This window comes from Actinacidiphila sp. bgisy160, assembly GCF_057707815.1.
Map to the genome: position 1 here is coordinate 19,433 of NZ_JBYIQW010000044.1, position 16,629 is coordinate 36,061.

A 16,629-nucleotide genomic window follows, 5' to 3' on the forward strand; every position below is an offset into this window, starting at 1 on the left:
ACGGGGCCAAGCGTCAACACACTCAGGCAGTGGATGAGCCACTCATTCAATGAGTCTGTGTGCAACCTCTTGCCCTGATGGCCCGTCACCGGCATCCTGCGTGGTGCCCAGGCCCCGCACCCCCCGTCCCCACGACAGCCGGAGTCTGCCCATGCCCCGCTTCCGCCGTCCCTCACGCCTGCTCGCTTCCGCCGCGGCCGCCCTGCTCGCCGCCACCGCGGCCACGGCCGCCGCCACGCCGGCCTCCGCGAACGCTCCCGAGCCGTACACCGAGCCGCCGTTCGCCGCCGCCTGCGACTGGCACGCCTACGGGGAGGGCGAGACGCCCGACCCCTGGCTATGGCTCTCCGACCCGGTATGCGTGGAGTACTCCAAGCGCGACATCACCCTCGACAACGGCGGCGCCGTCCGCTTCCTGCTCGCCGAACCGGCCCGCTTCGCGCTCGCCCTCCCCGTGTGCCGCTACTACCAACGCGACCACTGGAGCGTGCAGTCCACCACCGGCGCCGTCCCGTACGTCTCCTGGGACGGCCGCTACTGGTTCGACAAGCGGGGCCGCCGTGCGGCGATGCTCCTGACGAACTTCAAGGTCGGCGGAGCCACCGCCGGCATCGGCGACCTGGTGACCGCGTTGCGCCCGCACGTGCCCGAACTCGCCGACGCCCTCGAGGCGTACGGCGACGAGGCGGGCGAGACGGGACTGGCCGTCACCCTGCCCTTCAGTCTGCTCTGCGCGGGACGATGACGATGCCCCCCACTCCTCCCATCGACCGGCGCGTCGTGCTGCGCGGCCTGGCCGCCGCCGTCGCCGCCCTGCCCACGCTCGGCACGGCCGCGGCAGCGCCCGCCGCGGCCGCCGCGCTCGGCTCCTGGCCCGTCTCCACTCTCGAGGCCTTCGCCGACACCCTCGTGCCCGGGGAGCGGCGCTCGTCCTCCGACCGCGCCGTCGCCGGCGCCGCACCCGGCCCGGGCGCCGTACAGGCCGGCGCGATCGCCCTGCTGGCCTCGCCCGACCTCCCGCTGAACCCGCTCCTGCCAGGTATCGCGGCGCTGCTCGACGCGCGCGCCACCGCCTACGCGGTCAGCCGGCTCATCCTGCTCCCGCTCGACCGCCCGCCCTTCGTCGGGCTCTCCTTCGACCACCGTACGAACCTGGTCGCCGGGCTCTTCCAGGCCGACGACCTCGACCGCGCCGTCTGGCAACTGCTCGCATTCCTCGTCGGCCTGGCCTTCGACACCGCCGCCCACCGTCACACCGCGCAGGCCCTCGCGGAGGGCCACCCCGGCCTGGTCTGGACCGGCTTCCCACCGCCCGACGCCGACGGCCTGTGGCGCTATCCGTCCCACTCCTACGGCACGGCCCTCGCCGAGCCGCACCCCGCCACCACCCCCTCCGGGAGCCCCGCATGAGCCCCCAGACCACCGATGTCCTCGTCATCGGCAGCGGCTTCGGTGGCGCGATACCCGCCTACCAGCTGGCTGCCGCGGGAGCCCGGGTCACCGTCCTCGAACGCGGACCGCGCCTGGCCACCGAGGACTTCACCCACGACCTCAACCTGGGTGCCTACCCCCGCATCGTCGACGTGATCAAGGGCGACGGCATCTCGGTCGTCGCGGGCAACTGCGTGGGCGGCGGCAGCGTCGTCTACTTCGCCGCCTCACTGCGCGCGCCCTCCTTCGTCTTCGACCGGCGCGACACGTCCGGGCGGCGCCTGTGGCCCGCCTCCCTCAGCCGCGCCGCCCTCGACCCCTGGTACGAGCAGGTCGAGCAGGCGCTGCCCGTGACGAAGCTCGACTGGCCCGATGTCTCGTACGCGGGCGGCGTGCTGGCCGCCGCCTGCGACCGCGCCGGGCACACCTGCAACCCGGTGCCCGTCGCCGTCGACCGGGCCCGCTGCACCGACTGCAATTGGATGCTCTCGGGCTGCCGCTTCGGCGCCAAGCGGTCCATGCTGCTCAACTACCTGCCCGCCGCGGAAGCCCACGGTGCCGAGATCCGCCCGCTGCACGAGGTCCAGCTGATCCGCCCGTCCACACTGCCCGGCTACCGATACGCCGTCGACCACACCACCGTCGACCCGGCGGACTACACCTGCCCCACCGGGGCGGGCACCTTCCACACCAAGGTCCTGGTGCTGGCCGCGGGCGCGGTCGGCACACCGGTCCTGCTGCAGCGGTCGGCGCTCGCCCTGGGCGGGGTCCCACCGGCCGTCGGCGGCTACTTCTCCGGCAACGGCGACCGGGTCAGCGTCGCGGAGATGGACGAGGGCAAGGTCCGCTCCCTGCTCGGGCTGTCGCGGAGCGCGACCGTGGCGTACGAGGCGCTGCACATCGGGATGCCGATCACCGCGGCCTCCTTCGACCGCCTCGACCCGCGGGCGCCGGAGTTCACCCGCTTCACCCTCCAGCAGATCTACTTCCCGGCCGTCACCAACACCCTCGCCCAGACCGCCGGGCAGCGCTGGTCGGGCGTCGCCAAGAAGCAGCTGCGGGCCCGCTGGCGCTCCTGGCTCACCGTGCTCGCCATGACCGAGGACGAGGCCGAGGGCAGCTTCGGGGTGCCGCCCCTCACCGGCAGTTTCACCCGGCTGGCCAACGGGCTGGGCCTGGGCACCATGCGGTTCGCACCGGCGGCCGGAACCCGGCGCGGGTGGGCCGAGGCCGACGCCCACGCGCGGGCGGTGCTGGAAAGCGACGGCCTCGCCACCGTCCGCCCGTGGAGCGAAGACGTGGCGGGCACGGTGACCGCCCACCCCCTCGCCTCCTGCCGGCTCGGCGACTCCGCCGCGATCTCCGCGCTGACCGAGCTCAACGAACTGCGCACCCACCCCGGCCTGTTCGTGACGGACGGTTCGGCCGTCCCCACCTCCCTCACCGTCAACCCCTCCCTGACCATCGCGGCCCTCGCGGAACGCGCCTGCCCGGCCATCGCCGCCCGGTGCGCCGAGTACGGCGTCGCCGTGCGCTACGCACCGAGCGATCCGCTCACCGGCGCGGCCCGCCGGGGCGACGTGGCAGAGGCGGCACGTGCCGTGGCGGCCCGAGCGGGGGCTTGAGTCTCCCGCAAGGGGAGACGGCAGAGTGGGGGGCGTGAACGCGACGCGCGCTACTCGATCGGTGACCTGGCCCGGCGCACCGGGCTGACGGTCAAGACCATCCGCTTCTACTCCGACCGCGGCATCGTGACGCCGGCCGGCCGCAGCCCGGCCGGCTACCGCCGCTACGGCGACGAGGCCCTGGCTCGGCTGGAGCTCGTGCGGACCCTGCGCGACCTGGGACTCGACCTGGCCACGATCCGGCGGGTCGTGGACCGGGAGCTGTCCCTGCCCGAGGTCGCGGCGGCCCACGTCGCGGGCCTGGACGCGCAGATCCGCACCCTGCGGCGGCGGCGCGCGGTGCTGTCGGCCGTGGCCCGGCGCGGGTCCACCCCGGAGGAGACGGAGCTCATGGACGAACTGGCCAGGCTGTCCGCGGAGGAACGCGGGCGGCTCATCGACGACTTCCTCGACGCCGTCCTCGGCGTGCCCGGTGACCACGGGGACGACCCCCCGCTCGCGGGCCTGCGCCGCTCCCTCACCCCGGCGCTGCCCGAGGACCCCGGCCCGGAACAGGTCCAGGCGTGGGTGGAGCTGGCCGAGCTGTCCCGGGACCCCGGCTTCCGGTCCGTGATGCGCCGGGCGGTCGAGGAGCACGCGGCCGACCGAGCCCGTGCCGGGACCACGCTGCCGCGACGCGATGTCGTCGCCTCGGTCGGCGAACGGGCCGGCCGCGCCGTGGCCGCCGGTGTCGACCCCGCCTCCGTCCGGGCGCGTCCGCTCGTCGCGGCCTTCGTCGCGGAGTACGCGGAACTCGTCGGTGCCGGCGACGGCGACGGCGGAGCGGACAGCGGCGCGGACCACGCCGAGCTCCGGCGGCGGCTGCTGACCCGGCTGCGGACCGCCTCCGACCCGCGCCGGGAGCGGTACGCCCGGCTGCTCGCGGTGGTCAACGGCTGGCCCGTACTGGAGAGCCGCGGGCCCGCCCTCGACTGGGCCGTGCGCGCCCTGGAGGCCGCCGCCGCGTGACCGGACGGCCTCCGCGCCCGCCGTGCCGGTGCGCGGGGGCCCACGTCCCTTCAGGTAGCGGGGGTGGATCACCGGCAGTAATTTGGGCGGCGGGTTCGCCTCATATCCCCGTCCGTGCCGGGACGCCGCCGGGGAGGGGCCCGGCCTTCCGGAGGGCGCGATGAGGGTATGCCGATGACGCACCCCTCCGAGTTGTCACGTTTCCGGCCGGCCGTGGTCATCGTCCTGCTCCTGGCGGTGGGCGCGGGGCTGTTCGCGGGCTCGTACAGCTTCGCCATGGCGCATCCGACGCCGCACAACGTCCCGATCGGCGTCGTGGACGACTCCCCGCAGCTGCAGAAGTTCGTGGCGCGGATGGACTCGGGCCTGAGCACCCGGCTCGTCCAGCGGCGCTTCGCCACGCGGGCGGCCGCCGTCGACGCCGTCGACCGGCAGCGTGTGTTCGCCGTGGCGCAGACGCAGGCCGGGCGCAGTGCCGTCTCGTTCGACCTGGTGCCGGCCGCGGGTGCCTCGGTGGCCCGTGTCCTGGCGGCGGCCGCCCCGACGGCGGCCGAGCAGGCCGGGGTGCGGCTGAGCCTGGGCGACCTCAGACCGCTGCAGGCCGGCGATCCGCAGGGGCTCGCGATCTTCTACATCACGCTCGCCGCGGTCATCGTGGGCTTCCTCGGCGCGGTGCAGCTGACCGTGCACGCGGAGCAGCTGAGACCGCTGGAGCGCTTCCTGACCATCGTCGTCTACTCCGTGCTCGGCAGCCTGTCCATCGTCGCGGTGGTGGACTGGGGCCTGCACGTGCTGCGCCTGCCCTTCCCGCAGTCCTGGGCGATCCTGACCCTCACGATGGTGACCTCGGGGCTGGTGTTCACGGCGTTCTACATGGTGTTCGGCAAGTGGGCCATCCTGCCGACCTGGTTGCTCATGGTGCTGCTGGGCAACCCGTCCTCGGGCGGGGCGGTCTCCTGGCTGCTCCTGCCCCAGCCGCTGGGGGCCGTCGGCCGCTGGCTGCCGCCCGGGGCGTCGGTGAACGCGCAGCACAACGCGATCTACTTCGCGGACAACCAGTACGCCTTCCCCTACCTGGTGCTCCTCGGCTGGGCGGTGGCCGCCGCCGCGGTCGCGTGGATCTGGCGGCGCCGCCAGTATCCGGAGATGTGACTGGAGCTGTGAACGGTCCGGCCGCGCGCCCCAGCGCTGGGCGAACCGGGCGACGAGGAAGAGCCCGCGCCCGCCCGCGCCGGCGCTCTGCGCGTACCGCGGGTGCGGCGAGGTGCTCGGCCGTCGGAGACCCCGCACCATCACCTTGCGGTCGAGCGCGGGCGCGCTCCGGGCGGTCCGCCGGCGAGCGAGTTGGGGCAGTGGCCGTTCACCGAGGGCCCGGCCTTCGGCGCCACCCGCAATCCGTGGGACCTCGGGCGCACCCCCGGGGGCTCCTCGGGCGGTGCCGCGGCGGCGGTGGCGGCCGCAGTGGTCGCCGCGGCGCTGGGCTCGGACGGGGCGGGCTCGGTCCGCATTCCCGCGGCGTGGACGCGTCTGGTGGGCATCAAGCCGCAGCGTGGCCGGGTCTCCACCTGGCCGGACGCCGAGTCCTTCCACGGACTGACCGTCAACGGCCCGCTCGCCCGTACCGTGGGCGACGCCGCGCTGCTGCTGGACGCCGCCGCCGGGCAGCACCCGGGCGACCTCCACCGGCCCCCGGGCATCGCCGCCGTCGAGGCCGCCGGACGCGAACCGGGCCGGCTGCGGATCGCGGTGTCCTGGCGGCCCCCGTTCGTCGCCGCCCGCGCCCCACTCCACCCGGCGGTGCACAGCGCGGTCGGCGATCTGGCCGACGCCCTCGCCCGGCTGGGGCACGACGTGGAGGAGGCCGAGCCGCGTTACGGCCTGATCGGCCTCAGCTTCCTGCCCCGTGCGTTCGCCGGCGTCAGCCAGTGGAGCGACCGTGTCCCGGACCGTACGCTCCTCGACCATCGCACGCTGACCGCCGCCCGGAACGGGCGCCTGCTCGCCGGGGCCGCCCTGCGCCGCGCCCGCCGCGCGGAGGGCGCCCAGCACCGCCGGATCGGGGAGATCTTCTCCCGCTTCGACGTGCTGCTGACCCCCGCAACCGCCACCCCGCCCCCGGCCGTCGGCGCCCTGACGGAGCTGTCCGCCCGGCGGACCGACCAGGCCGTGATCGCGGCCTGCCCGTACGCCTGGCCCTGGAACGTGCTCGGCTGGCCCGGCATCAGCGTCCCGGCGGGCTTCGGCGACGGTCTGCCGGTGGGCGCCCAGCTCCTCGGGCCGGCCCACAGCGAGCCCCAGCTGATCTCGCTCGCCGCGCAGCTGGAGAGCGATCAGCGCTGGTACGAGCAGCGCGCCCCCGCGGCGGTGGGACAATGACCGGCATGCCCAACCCCGCCGGCACCCGCCAGAACATCATCACCGCCGTCCTGCGGATCATCGGTCAGGACGGTGTCGCGGCGCTCACCAACCGGCGCATCGCCCAGGAGGCCGGGGTGTCCCTCGGCTCGGTCACCTACCACTTCGCCACACAGCACGACCTGTTGCGGGAGAGCCTGCTGCACTTCGTGGCGGAGGAGACCGGCCGCTTCACCGAACTGGCCGCTCAGGGGCAGGAGGAGGGCATCGACCTCAGGGGCGCTGCCGCGCTGGTCGGGCAGGTGGCCGCGGGGACGGGCTTCGACAGCACCCACCTCGCGCCCTTCGAGCTCTACGTCCAGGCCGGCCGCGACCCCGCGCTGCGGGAGGCCGCGGCGGAGTGCTTCGCCGCCTACGACCGCCTCGCCGCGTCCGTCCTGACCGCCCTCGGCGTGCCGGACGCCGAGGAGGCCGCCTCGACGGTCGTGGCCCTGGTGTTCGGCATGCAGATGCGCCGCCTGGCCACCGGCAGTTCCGCGGAGAGCCTGGTGGACGCGCTGCTCCTGCTGGCCCGGGGCGCCTCGGGCACCCGCTGAACCGAGCCGGCCGACCCGGATCGATCCGCCGACCCCAGCGCGCGGGTTCTAGCCGCGCGCCTGCCCGGCAGCCTCGGCGGCCAGCTTCGTGACCTCGTCGGCCGCCCGCTTGGCGCGTCCGGAGACCTTCCAGGCGATCATGCTCAGCGTCACGGCCGGTGAGGGGGGAAAGACACCGAGCTGGCCCAGCATCGTGATGTCGTCGCGCAGTGCCTCGTGCCGGACGACCTTGCCGTCGCGCAGGTCGAGCAGGTGCACCTGCTCGAAGTCGACCTCGCGCCCCGTGGGGGGGATCGCCTGGTCGAGGACGCCGTCGCGGAAGCGGACGAACGGGCCCGTGTGCCGGCCCTGCATGCGCAGCCGGATCCAGACCTGGTCGTCGTTGCGGGCGATGCCCAGCACCGGGAAGCGCAGGTCGCTGAAGGCAGAGCGGAGCCACGCGCCCGAGGCCAGCGTCCCCGCCGGACCGGGTATCGAACAGGCCGCGGGCGAGACGGCCGCCTCACGGTTGTGGTTGCCGGGGTCCACGACCTCGGCGGCCAGGGCCGCGTCGCCCGTCTCCAGGATCCGGAAGAGCCCCTCGGCCAGGTCCTTGGCGTCCATCGCCATCGTTCCCACCTTTCGCCGGCCCGCCCCGCGGGCCGGTCTCGCCGGACGCGCGAGCCGCACGTCCGATGTTGAGGTTAGAGAGGACCGATTGGATAGGTCAAAGCGACATCGATCTCCCGTAGGATGGCGCCATGCCCGCCAAGCGCGCTTACGTCTCCCCGCTCCGTGAACAGGCCGCGGCGCGGACGCGCGCGCTGATCCTCGAACAGGCGGAGCTGCTCTTCGCCGAACGCGGCTACGGACGGGTGACGGTCGCGGACATCGCGGCGGCGGCCGGGGTCGCGTCGAAGACGGTCTTCGCGAGCGTCGGCAGCAAGTCGGACATTTTGGACCGGATCGTGGACAAGGCCGTCGTGCGGTCCGGCTACGAGGAGGCCGTCGCGCGCATCCTGGCCGTGCGGACTCCCGAAGGCGTCCTCCGTGCCCTCGCGGGCGGCACCCGGGCGGGCAACGAGAGCCAGTTCAGGGCCCACGAGGCGATTCACAAGGCGCTTCCCGTGCACGAGAGCGGCGAGGCGCTGTGGGAAAGGGCGACGGCCGACTACCGGGAGGCGCTGCGCGCGGTGGCCCGGCATTTCCTGGAAGTCAGTGAGCCCGTCCGGCGTCACTCGCCCGAGGAGACGGCCGATCTGCTCTGGTTCTGGTTCGGCCCGACCGGCTGGCGCACGCTCGTGGTGGAGAACGGCTGGTCGTGGGACCGGGCCGAGGAAGTCCTGTACCGCACGGCCGCGGCCGCCCTCGCCTGAGACCGCGACTCCGCCTCCGCGGTGGAATTCGGCCGGAAAGGCGTGATGACGCGTCACAATCCCGGCCCGGGTGTCACTCGTTAAGGGGATCCGTGGATTGACGGAGGTTCACCGGGGAATGCGTTCCTGCGAAAGGGAGTGATTCTTCATGGATTTGAAGATTCGCGGGCTCGTTTTCGGTGCGGGGATGCTGGGAGTCGCGCTGGGCGCCGTGGTCGGGGCCGTCTCGGCGGGCACGGTCTACAGCGTCGTCGTGGGTGCGTCGCTGTGCGCGGCGGCCGGTGTCGTCGCGGTCCTCTACTGGGGCGAGCACGGAGGGGCCCGGCGCCGCCGCGCCCGGTGGGCCCAGCGGCCGGAGCAGATCCCGCACCCGCGGCGGTTCAGGCGGCTCGACGGCCCCGACGCCTTCCGCTACTGACCCGACGGGGCGCGGCACCCGGGACCGGGACGCGGGAGCGCAGGGCCGCGCCCCCATACAACGTCCGAAGCGGGGAAGGCGGGCATGCGACGCCAAAGTGGAGGTGCCCATGTCGCCCGTGTCCCCTCGTGCCCACGACCGCCGCCATCCGTCGGACGCCGAGGCCCGCTGCCGGCGAACGCCCCCGCCGCACACGGAGGATCTGCGATGATCGCCGCGTTGGTGCTCGGGCTGCCGGTGTTCCTGCTCGGGCTGATGCTCGTCCTGTCCGCAGTGGAGGACCGGATCGTGAGTCCTCCCCCCACCCAGCCGTCGGCAGGCCCCAACGCGCCCGGCACGCGGACGCCGTAGGGCGCGCCGCCCGTCACGGCCCCGGCATCGCGGCGGCGGAGGAGGCACCTTGCCCGAAGCCGACGCAGCCACCGACGCCGGGTCCGGCGGCCTCATCGTCTTCCTCAACGGGACGTCCAGTTCCGGGAAGTCGAGCATCGCCCGGGAGTTGCTGCGCACTCTGGACGGGACCTACTTCCACATGCCCGTGGACGCCTTCCACGCCATGCGGTCCCGCCACGAGGTGACCCCGGAGGAACTGCCGGGCATACTGCGGCGCACCTGGCGGGGATTCCACCGGGCGGTCGCCGGCATGGCCGCCGGAGGCAACAACGTGGTGGTCGACCATGTGCTCAGCGAGCCGTGGCGGCTGCGGGACTGCCTCGCGCTGTTCCCCCCGCGGGACGTCGTCCTGGTCGGGGTGCACTGCTCGCTCGCGGAACTCCGGCGGCGCGAGCGCGGGCGCGGGGACCGTCCGGAAGGGCTGGCGGCCCGTCAGTTCGGCCTCGTCCACGCCCACGGCCGGTACGACATCGAGTGCGACACGACCGAGGCATCCGCGGCGGAGTGCGCCCGCCGCATCCGTGACTTCCTGCCCCGCAGGCCGTTTCCGACCGCGTTCGAGCAACTGACGGCCGTCACCCGGTGAGTGCCTGTGTGCCGAGGACGGTGAGCAGGGCCAGCCGGTCGGCGTCCTCGGTGCCGGGTGCGGCGGTGTACACCATGATGCGCAGGTCGCTGCCCGTCACGGTGAGCACGCCCCAGTCGTGGGTCAGACATGCCCTCAGTGTGCTGTGCCGGCCGCGTGGATGGCTGGTACCCGGAGTCCCAGGAAGCCCGGGACGCCGCGCCGACCGGCGTCCGGACGGCGGCAACATTTGACTCAGTCCAAACTGGGATTTACGTTGAGGAGCACGAGGGGGCGGATTCCGGGTCCGCTGGGACGTGCGTCTTCCCGGGAGTCGTCCACTCGCCCCGGCGGTGCGGCCGGTGCCGACAGTTGGCCCCGGCGCCCGGCCGCCCCGCCGGACTCACGCGGTGACCATGCGGGACAGCCGGTGCAGGCTGTCGTCCAGCGCCTGGTCGACGATGTCCACCGGCGGCGCGCTGCTCTCGTCGAAGAACGACAGGTGGATGGTGACCTCGCTGGTCCGCTCGTCGGCCCGGTCCACCTGCAGCCACCCTTCGTAGCGGTCGTCCTCGCGGGTGCCCCACTCCAGACGTCTGCGCGTGCGGTCGGCCCGGAACAGCGCGGCCGCGTCTCGTCCCGTGTCGTCGTCGTGCACGGTGACGGCGGACGGTTCGGCGGCGCGGAGCGGACGTGCAGTTCGTCCGGGAGCCAGGAATCCATGCGGCCGAGGTCCTCCGCCCGGTCGAAGACGCGGTCCGCGGAGGCCGTCATGTTCATGGAGCGCTCGAACTCACTCACGGCGATCCCACCTCCTCAGGGAGAGATATTCGAGTGCCCCTCCGCCCCGTGGCCGCAGCCACCGCGCCGCCGCCCGTCCTGCCGGAGCGGAGGGCCGGCCCGCGTCGCCCACAATGGACTCCTCCGGCGCCCCCGAACGCCGGTCACCGTAGCCGTCAGACCCTGGAGCGCAGCCGATGCCCGGCAAGATCACGCTGTCCGCCTGGCCCACCCCCGTCGAGTCCATGCCGCGGCTGGCCGCCGCCCTCGGCCTGGACGCCGACGACCTGTGGATCAAGCGTGACGACCTCATGGGACTGGGCGGCGGCGGCAACAAGGTCCGCAAGCTGGAGTGGACGATCGGCGAGGCACTCGACGCGGGCGCGGACACGCTGGTGACGGTCGGCGCGGCGCAGAGCAATCACGCCCGCCTGACCGCCGCGGCCGGCGCGCGCCTCGGCCTTGACGTCGTCCTCGTCCTCCCCGGCAAGGAGCCCGAAGCCGGCACCGGCAACCTCGTCCTCGACGGCCTCTTCGGAGCCAGGGTCGTCTGGTCCGGCGACGTCGAGCCGGCCGGCCTCGCGGGCGTCGCCGAGGACGTCTGCGGGCGACTGCGCGGCGAGGGCGCGCTGCCCCACCTGATCCCCTTCGGCGGTTCCAGTCCCATCGGTGCGCGCGGCTACGTCGAGGGCGGCGAGGAGCTCCAGGCCCAACTGCCCGGCGTCGCGCACGTGGTGGTGGCACTCGGCTCCGGCGGCACCATGGCCGGCCTGGTCACCGCGCTGGGCGAGGAACGGGTCCTCGGCGTCCACTGCGGGGCCGTGACCGAACCCGCCGCGGTCGTGGCGGACCTGGCCGGGGCGGTCGCCCGCCGTGCCGTCGCCCCGGACTCGCTGCGCATCCGCACCGACCAGGTCGGCGCCGGCTACGCGACGCTCCACGAACCGGTCCTGGAGGCCATGCGGACGACGGCGGCCACCGAGGGCGTCGCCCTGGACCCCACCTACACCGGCCGCGCCATGGCGGGGCTGTTCGCCGCCGTACGCGACGGCGACATCCGCCGCGGACAGCGCACCGTCTTCCTGCACACCGGCGGCCTGCCCGGGCTGTTCGGGCACGCCGAGGCCGTACGCCGCTCGGTCGCCGCGCTGCGGCCATACGAACGGAGCTGACGGGCCCAGACGTTCACGCCCCGTCGCGCAGGACGGCGTCGACGAAGCGGCCGCGCGGCCGCGGGGCCGGTGAACCACAGGGCGAGCCGGTGCTCCGCGTCCGGGTAGGTGAGCCGGGTGAAGCGCGCGCGGGAGCCTCCGAGCGTGAACGCCCTGAGCGGGGCCCTGGACCCGGGGTGCGGATCCAGGGGCCCGGTGCCGGGCGGGCGCGGTGTGCCTGTTGGGCGGATCGCTCACGCGCCGGTGGCCGACTTCCGGCACTCGGCGCATTGGCCCCACCAGGTGATCTCGGCCTCGTCGATGACGAACCCCTTGTCCTCCACGGGGTCCAGGCAGGGCGCCGCCCCGACCGTGCAGTCGACGTCCTCGATGCGGCCGCAGTTGCGGCACACCAGGTGGTGGTGGTTGTCGCCGACGCGCAGTTCGTAGCGTGCCGCGGATCCGGCGGGTTCGATGCAGCGGATCAACTGCGCCCTGGTGAGGTCGTCGAGCACGTTGTAGAGGCCTTGCCTGGACAGTCCTCCCGGGCCCGGGACGCCGGCGCCGATCCTCGCCTCGAGTTCGGCGGCGGTGGAGTGGGGATGGCCCCGCAGGGCGGTGAGGATGGCGCGGCGCTGTGCCGTACTGCGCAGGCCCTTGCTCCTGAGCAGGTCGCCCACAGACTGCTCCATGGCCGGCGTCACGCTCCTTCCGGGTCGCGGCGCGGGCGGCGGCTCGCAGGGGTTGCGGCCGGCCGCCGCCCGACGATGCGCACGAGATTTGACAAAGTCAACTCTAGTCCACGTGCCGTCGTGGCCGCACTCAGGCGGCGGTCTCGGTCGTGTGGCAGGTGGCGCAGACGACCCGGCGTGCGGGCAGCGGCTGGTCGAGTTCGCTCCGGGGTGGGGGAAGGGCTGCGGCTCTCGTCTCCCGCCCCCCGAACGTAAAGGCGAGAATCGACCGCGCCAAATCTTGCGCACGGACGTTCCGCCGTGCAGGACGGGTCAGACCCGCGGCCGCCGGAAAGTGCCGTACCACTGCGAATCGGCGAGGTCGCGGGCCACCGCCTCGTCCCGGTCCGGGTCGCCGATCGCCACCTGGCGTGCGATGACCTGCTCGCCGCCCCAGGCCAGCACCTGGGCGGCGGCCTGCGCGTCCACCCCCTGGTGGAGGCGGCCGGCCTCCTGCTCCTCCTCGATCAGCGAGGCGATGTGCCGGGTGAACCGGTCGATCTCCCGCACCATCGCCTCGCGCATCTGTGCGTCGTAGGCCGCCACTTCCGCGATGGCGGCGAGCAGTGGTCCGCGCTCGCGGTAGTAGCGCAACTGCTCGGCGTAGATCACCGCCAGGCCGTCGGGGCCGCCGCCGGGGCCGGTGGGCCGCCAGTCGCCGCCGATCCGGAACAGGCCTTCCTTCATGTGTGCGGTGAGCCGGATCAGCAGGTCGCTCTTGTCCCGGAAGCACAGGTAGAAGGTCGACCGAGCCACGCCGGCCTCCGCGGCGATGCGCTGGACGCCGAGCTCGGTGAAGGTCGCGCCGGCCTGGAGGAGCCGCTCGGTGGCGGCGAGGATCGCGGCCTCGGAATCCGCGCGGCGCCCGGTCCGGCGGATCGGGCGGGTGATCGATGCCATGCGTGCTCCCTGGTTGACCGGACGCCCACTGTCTTCGTCCGCAGATCACCGTACTGCGTCGGACAGCATGTCCGACACCGTGTCGTGCATACTGTCCGATGTGCCCTGTGAACGGAGCACCGCTGTCCGGTCCGCCAGGCAGTGACACGTAAAAGGCAAGGCAGACGACGACATGCGCTACACGCGACTTGGCAACACCGGACTCCTGGTGTCCCGGCTCGGCCTGGGCACCATGTCCTTCGGCGGGGGCGACCACGACTTCTGGAAGGTGCTCGGCGGCCTCGGCGACACCGAGTCCGGCAAGATGCTGGACGCCGCGCTCGACGCCGGCGTGAACCTGATCGACACCGCGAACGTCTACTCCGACGGCGAGTCGGAGGAGGTGCTCGGGCGGATACTCGGCGGGCGGCGCGACGACGTCGTCCTCGCCACGAAGGTCTTCGCCCGGATGGGCACCGGCCCCAACGACATGGGCCTGTCCCGCGTGCATGTCATGCGTCAGCTGGAGGACAGCCTGCGGCGGCTGGGCACGGACCGGATCGACCTGTACCAGATCCACAGCTTCGACCCGCTGACGCCGCTCGAGGAGACGCTGCGCACGCTCGACGACGCGGTCCGCCAGGGCAAGGTGCGTTACATCGGCGCCTCCAACCTCGCTGCCTGGCAGCTGATGAAGTCGCTGGGCGTCTCGGCCTTGCACGACCTCGAGCACTTCGTCTCGCTGCAGGCCTACTACTCCCTCGTCGGCCGGGACATCGAGCGCGAGATCCTTCCCGCCGTGCGCGACCAGGGGCTGGGGCTGCTGGTCTACAGCCCCCTCGCGGGCGGCTTCCTGAGCGGCAAGTTCCGCCGCGACGCGGAGCGCGACCTGTCGACGCGCTGGGGCAAGGGCTCGAACCCGCCGGTCGACGAGACACGCGGCTACGACGTCGTCGACCGCCTCGACGAGATCGCCGGGCGGCACGGTGCGACGGTCGCCCAGGTGGCCCTCGCCTGGGTGATGCAGCAGCCCGGGGTCAGCAGCGTGCTGGTCGGCGCGACCCGTATGGACCAGTTGCGGGACAACCTCGCCGCGGCCGGGCTCACGCTCACCGAGGACGACCTCGCCGCGCTCGACGAGGTCAGCCGCCTCGCCCCGGAGTACATCGAGCGGGTGCAGAGCGGCCCGGGTGCCCAGCGGGAGCCGATGGGCTGATCCCGGCGCAGCGGGAAGGGCGCGGTCCTGCCGTCATCAACGGCGGGCCGCGCCCCTTCGCCCACGGTCGTGCCTCACTGCTTCGGGCCGGGACGGACCGGGTGCTTGCTCATGATGGAGACCCGGTTGAAGGAGTTGATGGTGATCGCCACCCAGATGAGGGCCGAGAGCTCGTCGTCGCTGAACACCTCGCGTGCGGCCTGGTATGCCTGCTCCTGGGCGGTGGCGTCGGTGGGGTCCGTGGTCACCTCGGCCACCGCGAGCGCGGCCCGCTCGCGCGCGGTGAACAGCTGGGTGTCGCGCCAGGCCGGCAGCACGGTCACCCGCTGCGGGGTCTCCCCCGCGCCGAGGGCGGCCCTGGTGTGCCGGTCGAGGCAGAAGGCGCAGCCGTTCAGCTGCGACACGCGGATGTTCACCAGTTCCACCAGGTCGTGTTCGAGCCCGGCCTCGGCGGCCACGGCCCGCACGGTCTCGGCGGCCGCCAGCATCGCCTTGTAGGCGCGCGGACTCTGCTTGTCGATGAAGATCCGCCTGCCCTGCCGAACCGCCGTGGTGTCGCTCACCAGCACTCCTTCGCCGGGCCGTCTCCGGCCACCGAGGGATGCCCCGTCGTACCTCGCGGGCATCGCCGTATCATCACCTCTATGATTGTTGAAATTCGAAGCAGTCGTTGTGTGAGAAGCGCGACATGAGCCAGTCCCAGGCGAGAACCCCCGTGGAGATCCTGTCCGCCCGCGACGTCCCGCTCGGCGGACCCCGCGCGATGACGGTGCGGCGTACCCTGCCGCAGCGGAACCGCTCGCTGATCGGTGCCTGGTGCTTCGCCGACCACTACGGTCCGGACGACGTCTCCGACACCGGGGGCATGGACGTCGCGCCCCACCCGCACACCGGGCTCCAGACGGTGAGCTGGCTCTTCAGCGGCGAGATCGAGCACCGCGACAGTCTCGGGACGCACGCCTACGTGCGGCCCGGCGAGCTCAATCTCATGACCGGCGGGCACGGCATCAGCCACTCCGAGGTCTCCACCGAGGGCACCACGGTTTTGCACGGCGTCCAGCTGTGGGTCGCGCTTCCCGAGCGGCACCGTGACACCGCCCCCGCCTTCCAGCACTACGTCCCGCAGCCCGTGGTGCTCGGCGGCGGCGTGGCCCGGGTGTTCCTCGGTTCCCTGGCCGGCGACACCTCGCCGGTGACGACCTTCACCCCGCTGCTCGGCGCCGAGCTCGCCCTCGATCCCGGTGCGACCGTCACCCTGGCGATCGACCCTGCCCACGAGCACGGCCTGCTCGTCGACAGCGGCGACGTCGAGATGGCCGGGACGCGGCTGAGCCCGGCCGAACTCGGCTACCTCGCTCCCGGCGGCGACACCCTGACCCTGACCAACCACGCCGACGCCCCCGCCCGGGCGGTGCTGCTCGGAGGGCCGCCGTTCGGCGAGCAGATCATCATGTGGTGGAACTTCATCGGCCGCACGCAGGAGGACATCGAACAGGCCCGCTCCGACTGGATGAAGGGCACCCGGTTCGGTGAGGTCAAGGGCTACGACGGCGACGCGCTGCCCGCCCCCGAACTGCCGCACGTGCCGCTGAAGCCGCGAGGGAACACGCACTGACCGGCCCGGTCCGGCGGCGGCCACCCGTGCCCGCCGCCGGACCGTCGGGTGCCGCTCGGACCGGGACGGTCTCCGGCGTCTCCATGGCGGCGGGCCCGCCGGCGGCCGTTCCCGGCCCACGGCCCACGAACGCGTACGCCGCGCCGACCAGCGGACCGCTGCCGACGAGGTTGCCGAGGCCCACGAACAACAGGTTGCGCGCGAAGCCGGCGGCCGTCGCGTCCGGCACGTGCTCGAAGCCGGAGCCGGCGAACGCGCGGAGGAACAGTGCCCCGCCGGACTGCGCGGCCTTCGTCTTGAGCAGGGCGGTGAGCAGGGCGTGAGCCGGCGCGGTGTGCCCGGGAGCGGTGCCCGCGGTGTCGACTTCCGCTGCCGTGCACCACGAGCGCGAAGAGGGCCGACCCGATGAGGTTGCCCGCGAACGGGCCGACGACGGCGCCGCGGGTCGCGTCGGCCTCGGACGATCGTCCGTATAATGGCCACCGAGAGGATGCCTGCGCAGGCGGGGGCC

At 73.5% G+C, this 16,629-nt stretch carries 18 protein-coding genes and 2 pseudogenes; 14 read left to right on the forward strand and 6 right to left on the reverse strand.

What is annotated here, in order from left to right:
• Positions 1–151 precede the first annotated feature (151 nt).
• The 7 genes and pseudogenes from AC3EUJ_RS27705 (at position 152) to AC3EUJ_RS27735 (ending at position 7,015) form a co-directional block, all read left to right on the forward strand.
• Positions 152–745, forward strand: a complete 594-nt coding sequence (locus AC3EUJ_RS27705; protein ID WP_431965985.1) for a hypothetical protein — start codon at positions 152–154, stop codon at positions 743–745.
• Positions 746–747: 2 nt separating this feature from the next.
• The gene (locus tag AC3EUJ_RS27710; protein ID WP_431965987.1) at positions 748–1,410 is read left to right on the forward strand and encodes a DUF5987 family protein; all 663 of its coding nucleotides are present in this window, start codon (positions 748–750) and stop codon (positions 1,408–1,410) included.
• The gene (locus AC3EUJ_RS27715) at positions 1,407–3,056 is read left to right on the forward strand and encodes an FAD-dependent oxidoreductase (protein WP_431965989.1); all 1,650 of its coding nucleotides are present in this window, start codon (positions 1,407–1,409) and stop codon (positions 3,054–3,056) included. The genes AC3EUJ_RS27710 and AC3EUJ_RS27715 overlap by 4 nt, the downstream gene beginning before the upstream one ends.
• A gap of 57 nt (positions 3,057–3,113) precedes the next feature.
• Positions 3,114–4,064 carry a MerR family transcriptional regulator gene (locus AC3EUJ_RS27720; RefSeq protein WP_431966059.1) on the forward strand — a complete coding sequence of 317 codons (951 nt, stop codon included), beginning with the start codon at positions 3,114–3,116 and terminating at the stop codon, positions 4,062–4,064.
• A 174-nt stretch (positions 4,065–4,238) separates the two neighbouring features.
• Entirely contained in the window at positions 4,239–5,216 is a 978-nt protein-coding gene (locus tag AC3EUJ_RS27725; protein ID WP_431965991.1) for an ABC-2 transporter permease, read from the forward strand.
• A 147-nt stretch (positions 5,217–5,363) separates the two neighbouring features.
• Positions 5,364–6,440: pseudogene (locus AC3EUJ_RS27730) on the forward strand (amidase); the annotation flags it as partial.
• A 5-nt stretch (positions 6,441–6,445) separates the two neighbouring features.
• A complete protein-coding gene (locus AC3EUJ_RS27735; RefSeq protein WP_431965993.1) occupies positions 6,446–7,015 on the forward strand; it encodes a TetR/AcrR family transcriptional regulator in 570 nt (189 codons plus the stop codon).
• A 48-nt stretch (positions 7,016–7,063) separates the two neighbouring features.
• Here the strand turns inward: AC3EUJ_RS27735 and AC3EUJ_RS27740 are convergent, their stop codons facing one another.
• On the reverse strand, positions 7,064–7,624 hold the full coding sequence (locus tag AC3EUJ_RS27740; RefSeq protein ID WP_431965995.1) for an ester cyclase: 561 nt from the start codon (positions 7,622–7,624) through the stop codon (positions 7,064–7,066).
• Positions 7,625–7,755: 131 nt separating this feature from the next.
• Here AC3EUJ_RS27740 and AC3EUJ_RS27745 point away from each other — a divergent pair, with 131 nt between their 5' ends.
• The 4 genes from AC3EUJ_RS27745 (at position 7,756) to AC3EUJ_RS27760 (ending at position 9,767) form a co-directional block, all read left to right on the forward strand.
• The gene (locus tag AC3EUJ_RS27745; RefSeq protein ID WP_431965997.1) at positions 7,756–8,370 is read left to right on the forward strand and encodes a TetR/AcrR family transcriptional regulator; all 615 of its coding nucleotides are present in this window, start codon (positions 7,756–7,758) and stop codon (positions 8,368–8,370) included.
• Between the two features lie 148 nt (positions 8,371–8,518).
• Positions 8,519–8,788 carry a hypothetical protein gene (locus tag AC3EUJ_RS27750; protein ID WP_431965999.1) on the forward strand — a complete coding sequence of 90 codons (270 nt, stop codon included), beginning with the start codon at positions 8,519–8,521 and terminating at the stop codon, positions 8,786–8,788.
• Positions 8,789–8,995: 207 nt separating this feature from the next.
• Positions 8,996–9,139 (forward strand): hypothetical protein, encoded by a 144-nt coding sequence (locus AC3EUJ_RS27755; protein WP_431966001.1) that lies wholly within the window; start codon positions 8,996–8,998, stop codon positions 9,137–9,139.
• A 49-nt stretch (positions 9,140–9,188) separates the two neighbouring features.
• Positions 9,189–9,767 carry a chloramphenicol phosphotransferase CPT family protein gene (locus AC3EUJ_RS27760; RefSeq protein ID WP_431966003.1) on the forward strand — a complete coding sequence of 193 codons (579 nt, stop codon included), beginning with the start codon at positions 9,189–9,191 and terminating at the stop codon, positions 9,765–9,767.
• Here the strand turns inward: AC3EUJ_RS27760 and AC3EUJ_RS27765 are convergent.
• Together AC3EUJ_RS27765 and AC3EUJ_RS27770 are read right to left on the reverse strand one after the other, a co-directional pair.
• Positions 9,757–9,921: pseudogene (locus AC3EUJ_RS27765) on the reverse strand (transcriptional regulator); the annotation flags it as partial. The gene AC3EUJ_RS27760 and the pseudogene AC3EUJ_RS27765 overlap by 11 nt on opposite strands.
• Positions 9,922–10,149: 228 nt before the next feature.
• On the reverse strand, positions 10,150–10,404 hold the full coding sequence (locus tag AC3EUJ_RS27770; protein WP_431966005.1) for a hypothetical protein: 255 nt from the start codon (positions 10,402–10,404) through the stop codon (positions 10,150–10,152).
• Positions 10,405–10,723: 319 nt separating this feature from the next.
• On the opposite strand from AC3EUJ_RS27770, the gene AC3EUJ_RS27775 reads away from it, so the two are divergent.
• On the forward strand, positions 10,724–11,698 hold the full coding sequence (locus tag AC3EUJ_RS27775; protein ID WP_431966007.1) for a D-cysteine desulfhydrase family protein: 975 nt from the start codon (positions 10,724–10,726) through the stop codon (positions 11,696–11,698).
• Positions 11,699–11,931: 233 nt separating this feature from the next.
• Here the strand turns inward: AC3EUJ_RS27775 and AC3EUJ_RS27780 are convergent, their stop codons facing one another.
• Positions 11,932–12,369 carry a Fur family transcriptional regulator gene (locus tag AC3EUJ_RS27780; RefSeq protein WP_431966009.1) on the reverse strand — a complete coding sequence of 146 codons (438 nt, stop codon included), beginning with the start codon at positions 12,367–12,369 and terminating at the stop codon, positions 11,932–11,934.
• Positions 12,370–12,681: 312 nt separating this feature from the next.
• A complete protein-coding gene (locus AC3EUJ_RS27785) occupies positions 12,682–13,308 on the reverse strand; it encodes a TetR/AcrR family transcriptional regulator (protein ID WP_431966011.1) in 627 nt (208 codons plus the stop codon).
• 172 nt (positions 13,309–13,480) lie between these two features.
• Between AC3EUJ_RS27785 and AC3EUJ_RS27790 the strand changes: the two genes are divergently transcribed.
• Positions 13,481–14,503: an aldo/keto reductase gene (locus AC3EUJ_RS27790; protein WP_431966013.1), complete on the forward strand. Its 1,023-nt coding sequence runs from the start codon at positions 13,481–13,483 to the stop codon at positions 14,501–14,503.
• A 74-nt stretch (positions 14,504–14,577) separates the two neighbouring features.
• Here AC3EUJ_RS27790 and AC3EUJ_RS27795 read toward each other — a convergent pair whose 3' ends face one another.
• Positions 14,578–15,066 (reverse strand): carboxymuconolactone decarboxylase family protein, encoded by a 489-nt coding sequence (locus AC3EUJ_RS27795; RefSeq protein WP_431966015.1) that lies wholly within the window; start codon positions 15,064–15,066, stop codon positions 14,578–14,580.
• 125 nt (positions 15,067–15,191) lie between these two features.
• On the opposite strand from AC3EUJ_RS27795, the gene AC3EUJ_RS27800 reads away from it, so the two are divergent.
• On the forward strand, positions 15,192–16,118 hold the full coding sequence (locus AC3EUJ_RS27800; RefSeq protein ID WP_431966017.1) for a pirin family protein: 927 nt from the start codon (positions 15,192–15,194) through the stop codon (positions 16,116–16,118).
• Positions 16,119–16,629: the final 511 nt, after the last annotated feature.

Bases quoted from the DNA above. Each gene is read 5' to 3' on its own strand.
- AC3EUJ_RS27705 (WP_431965985.1), top strand. From the start codon at position 152: ATGCCCCGCTTCCGCCGTCCCTCACGCCTGCTCGCTTCCGCCGCGGCC.
- AC3EUJ_RS27710 (WP_431965987.1), top strand. From the start codon at position 748: ATGCCCCCCACTCCTCCCATCGACCGGCGCGTCGTGCTGCGCGGCCTG.
- AC3EUJ_RS27715 (WP_431965989.1), top strand. From the start codon at position 1,407: ATGAGCCCCCAGACCACCGATGTCCTCGTCATCGGCAGCGGCTTCGGT.
- AC3EUJ_RS27725 (WP_431965991.1), top strand. From the start codon at position 4,239: ATGACGCACCCCTCCGAGTTGTCACGTTTCCGGCCGGCCGTGGTCATC.
- AC3EUJ_RS27735 (WP_431965993.1), top strand. From the start codon at position 6,446: ATGCCCAACCCCGCCGGCACCCGCCAGAACATCATCACCGCCGTCCTG.
- AC3EUJ_RS27740 (WP_431965995.1), bottom strand. From the start codon at position 7,624: ATGGCGATGGACGCCAAGGACCTGGCCGAGGGGCTCTTCCGGATCCTG.
- AC3EUJ_RS27745 (WP_431965997.1), top strand. From the start codon at position 7,756: ATGCCCGCCAAGCGCGCTTACGTCTCCCCGCTCCGTGAACAGGCCGCG.
- AC3EUJ_RS27750 (WP_431965999.1), top strand. From the start codon at position 8,519: ATGGATTTGAAGATTCGCGGGCTCGTTTTCGGTGCGGGGATGCTGGGA.
- AC3EUJ_RS27755 (WP_431966001.1), top strand. From the start codon at position 8,996: ATGATCGCCGCGTTGGTGCTCGGGCTGCCGGTGTTCCTGCTCGGGCTG.
- AC3EUJ_RS27775 (WP_431966007.1), top strand. From the start codon at position 10,724: ATGCCCGGCAAGATCACGCTGTCCGCCTGGCCCACCCCCGTCGAGTCC.
- AC3EUJ_RS27780 (WP_431966009.1), bottom strand. From the start codon at position 12,369: ATGGAGCAGTCTGTGGGCGACCTGCTCAGGAGCAAGGGCCTGCGCAGT.
- AC3EUJ_RS27785 (WP_431966011.1), bottom strand. From the start codon at position 13,308: ATGGCATCGATCACCCGCCCGATCCGCCGGACCGGGCGCCGCGCGGAT.
- AC3EUJ_RS27790 (WP_431966013.1), top strand. From the start codon at position 13,481: ATGCGCTACACGCGACTTGGCAACACCGGACTCCTGGTGTCCCGGCTC.
- AC3EUJ_RS27800 (WP_431966017.1), top strand. From the start codon at position 15,192: ATGAGCCAGTCCCAGGCGAGAACCCCCGTGGAGATCCTGTCCGCCCGC.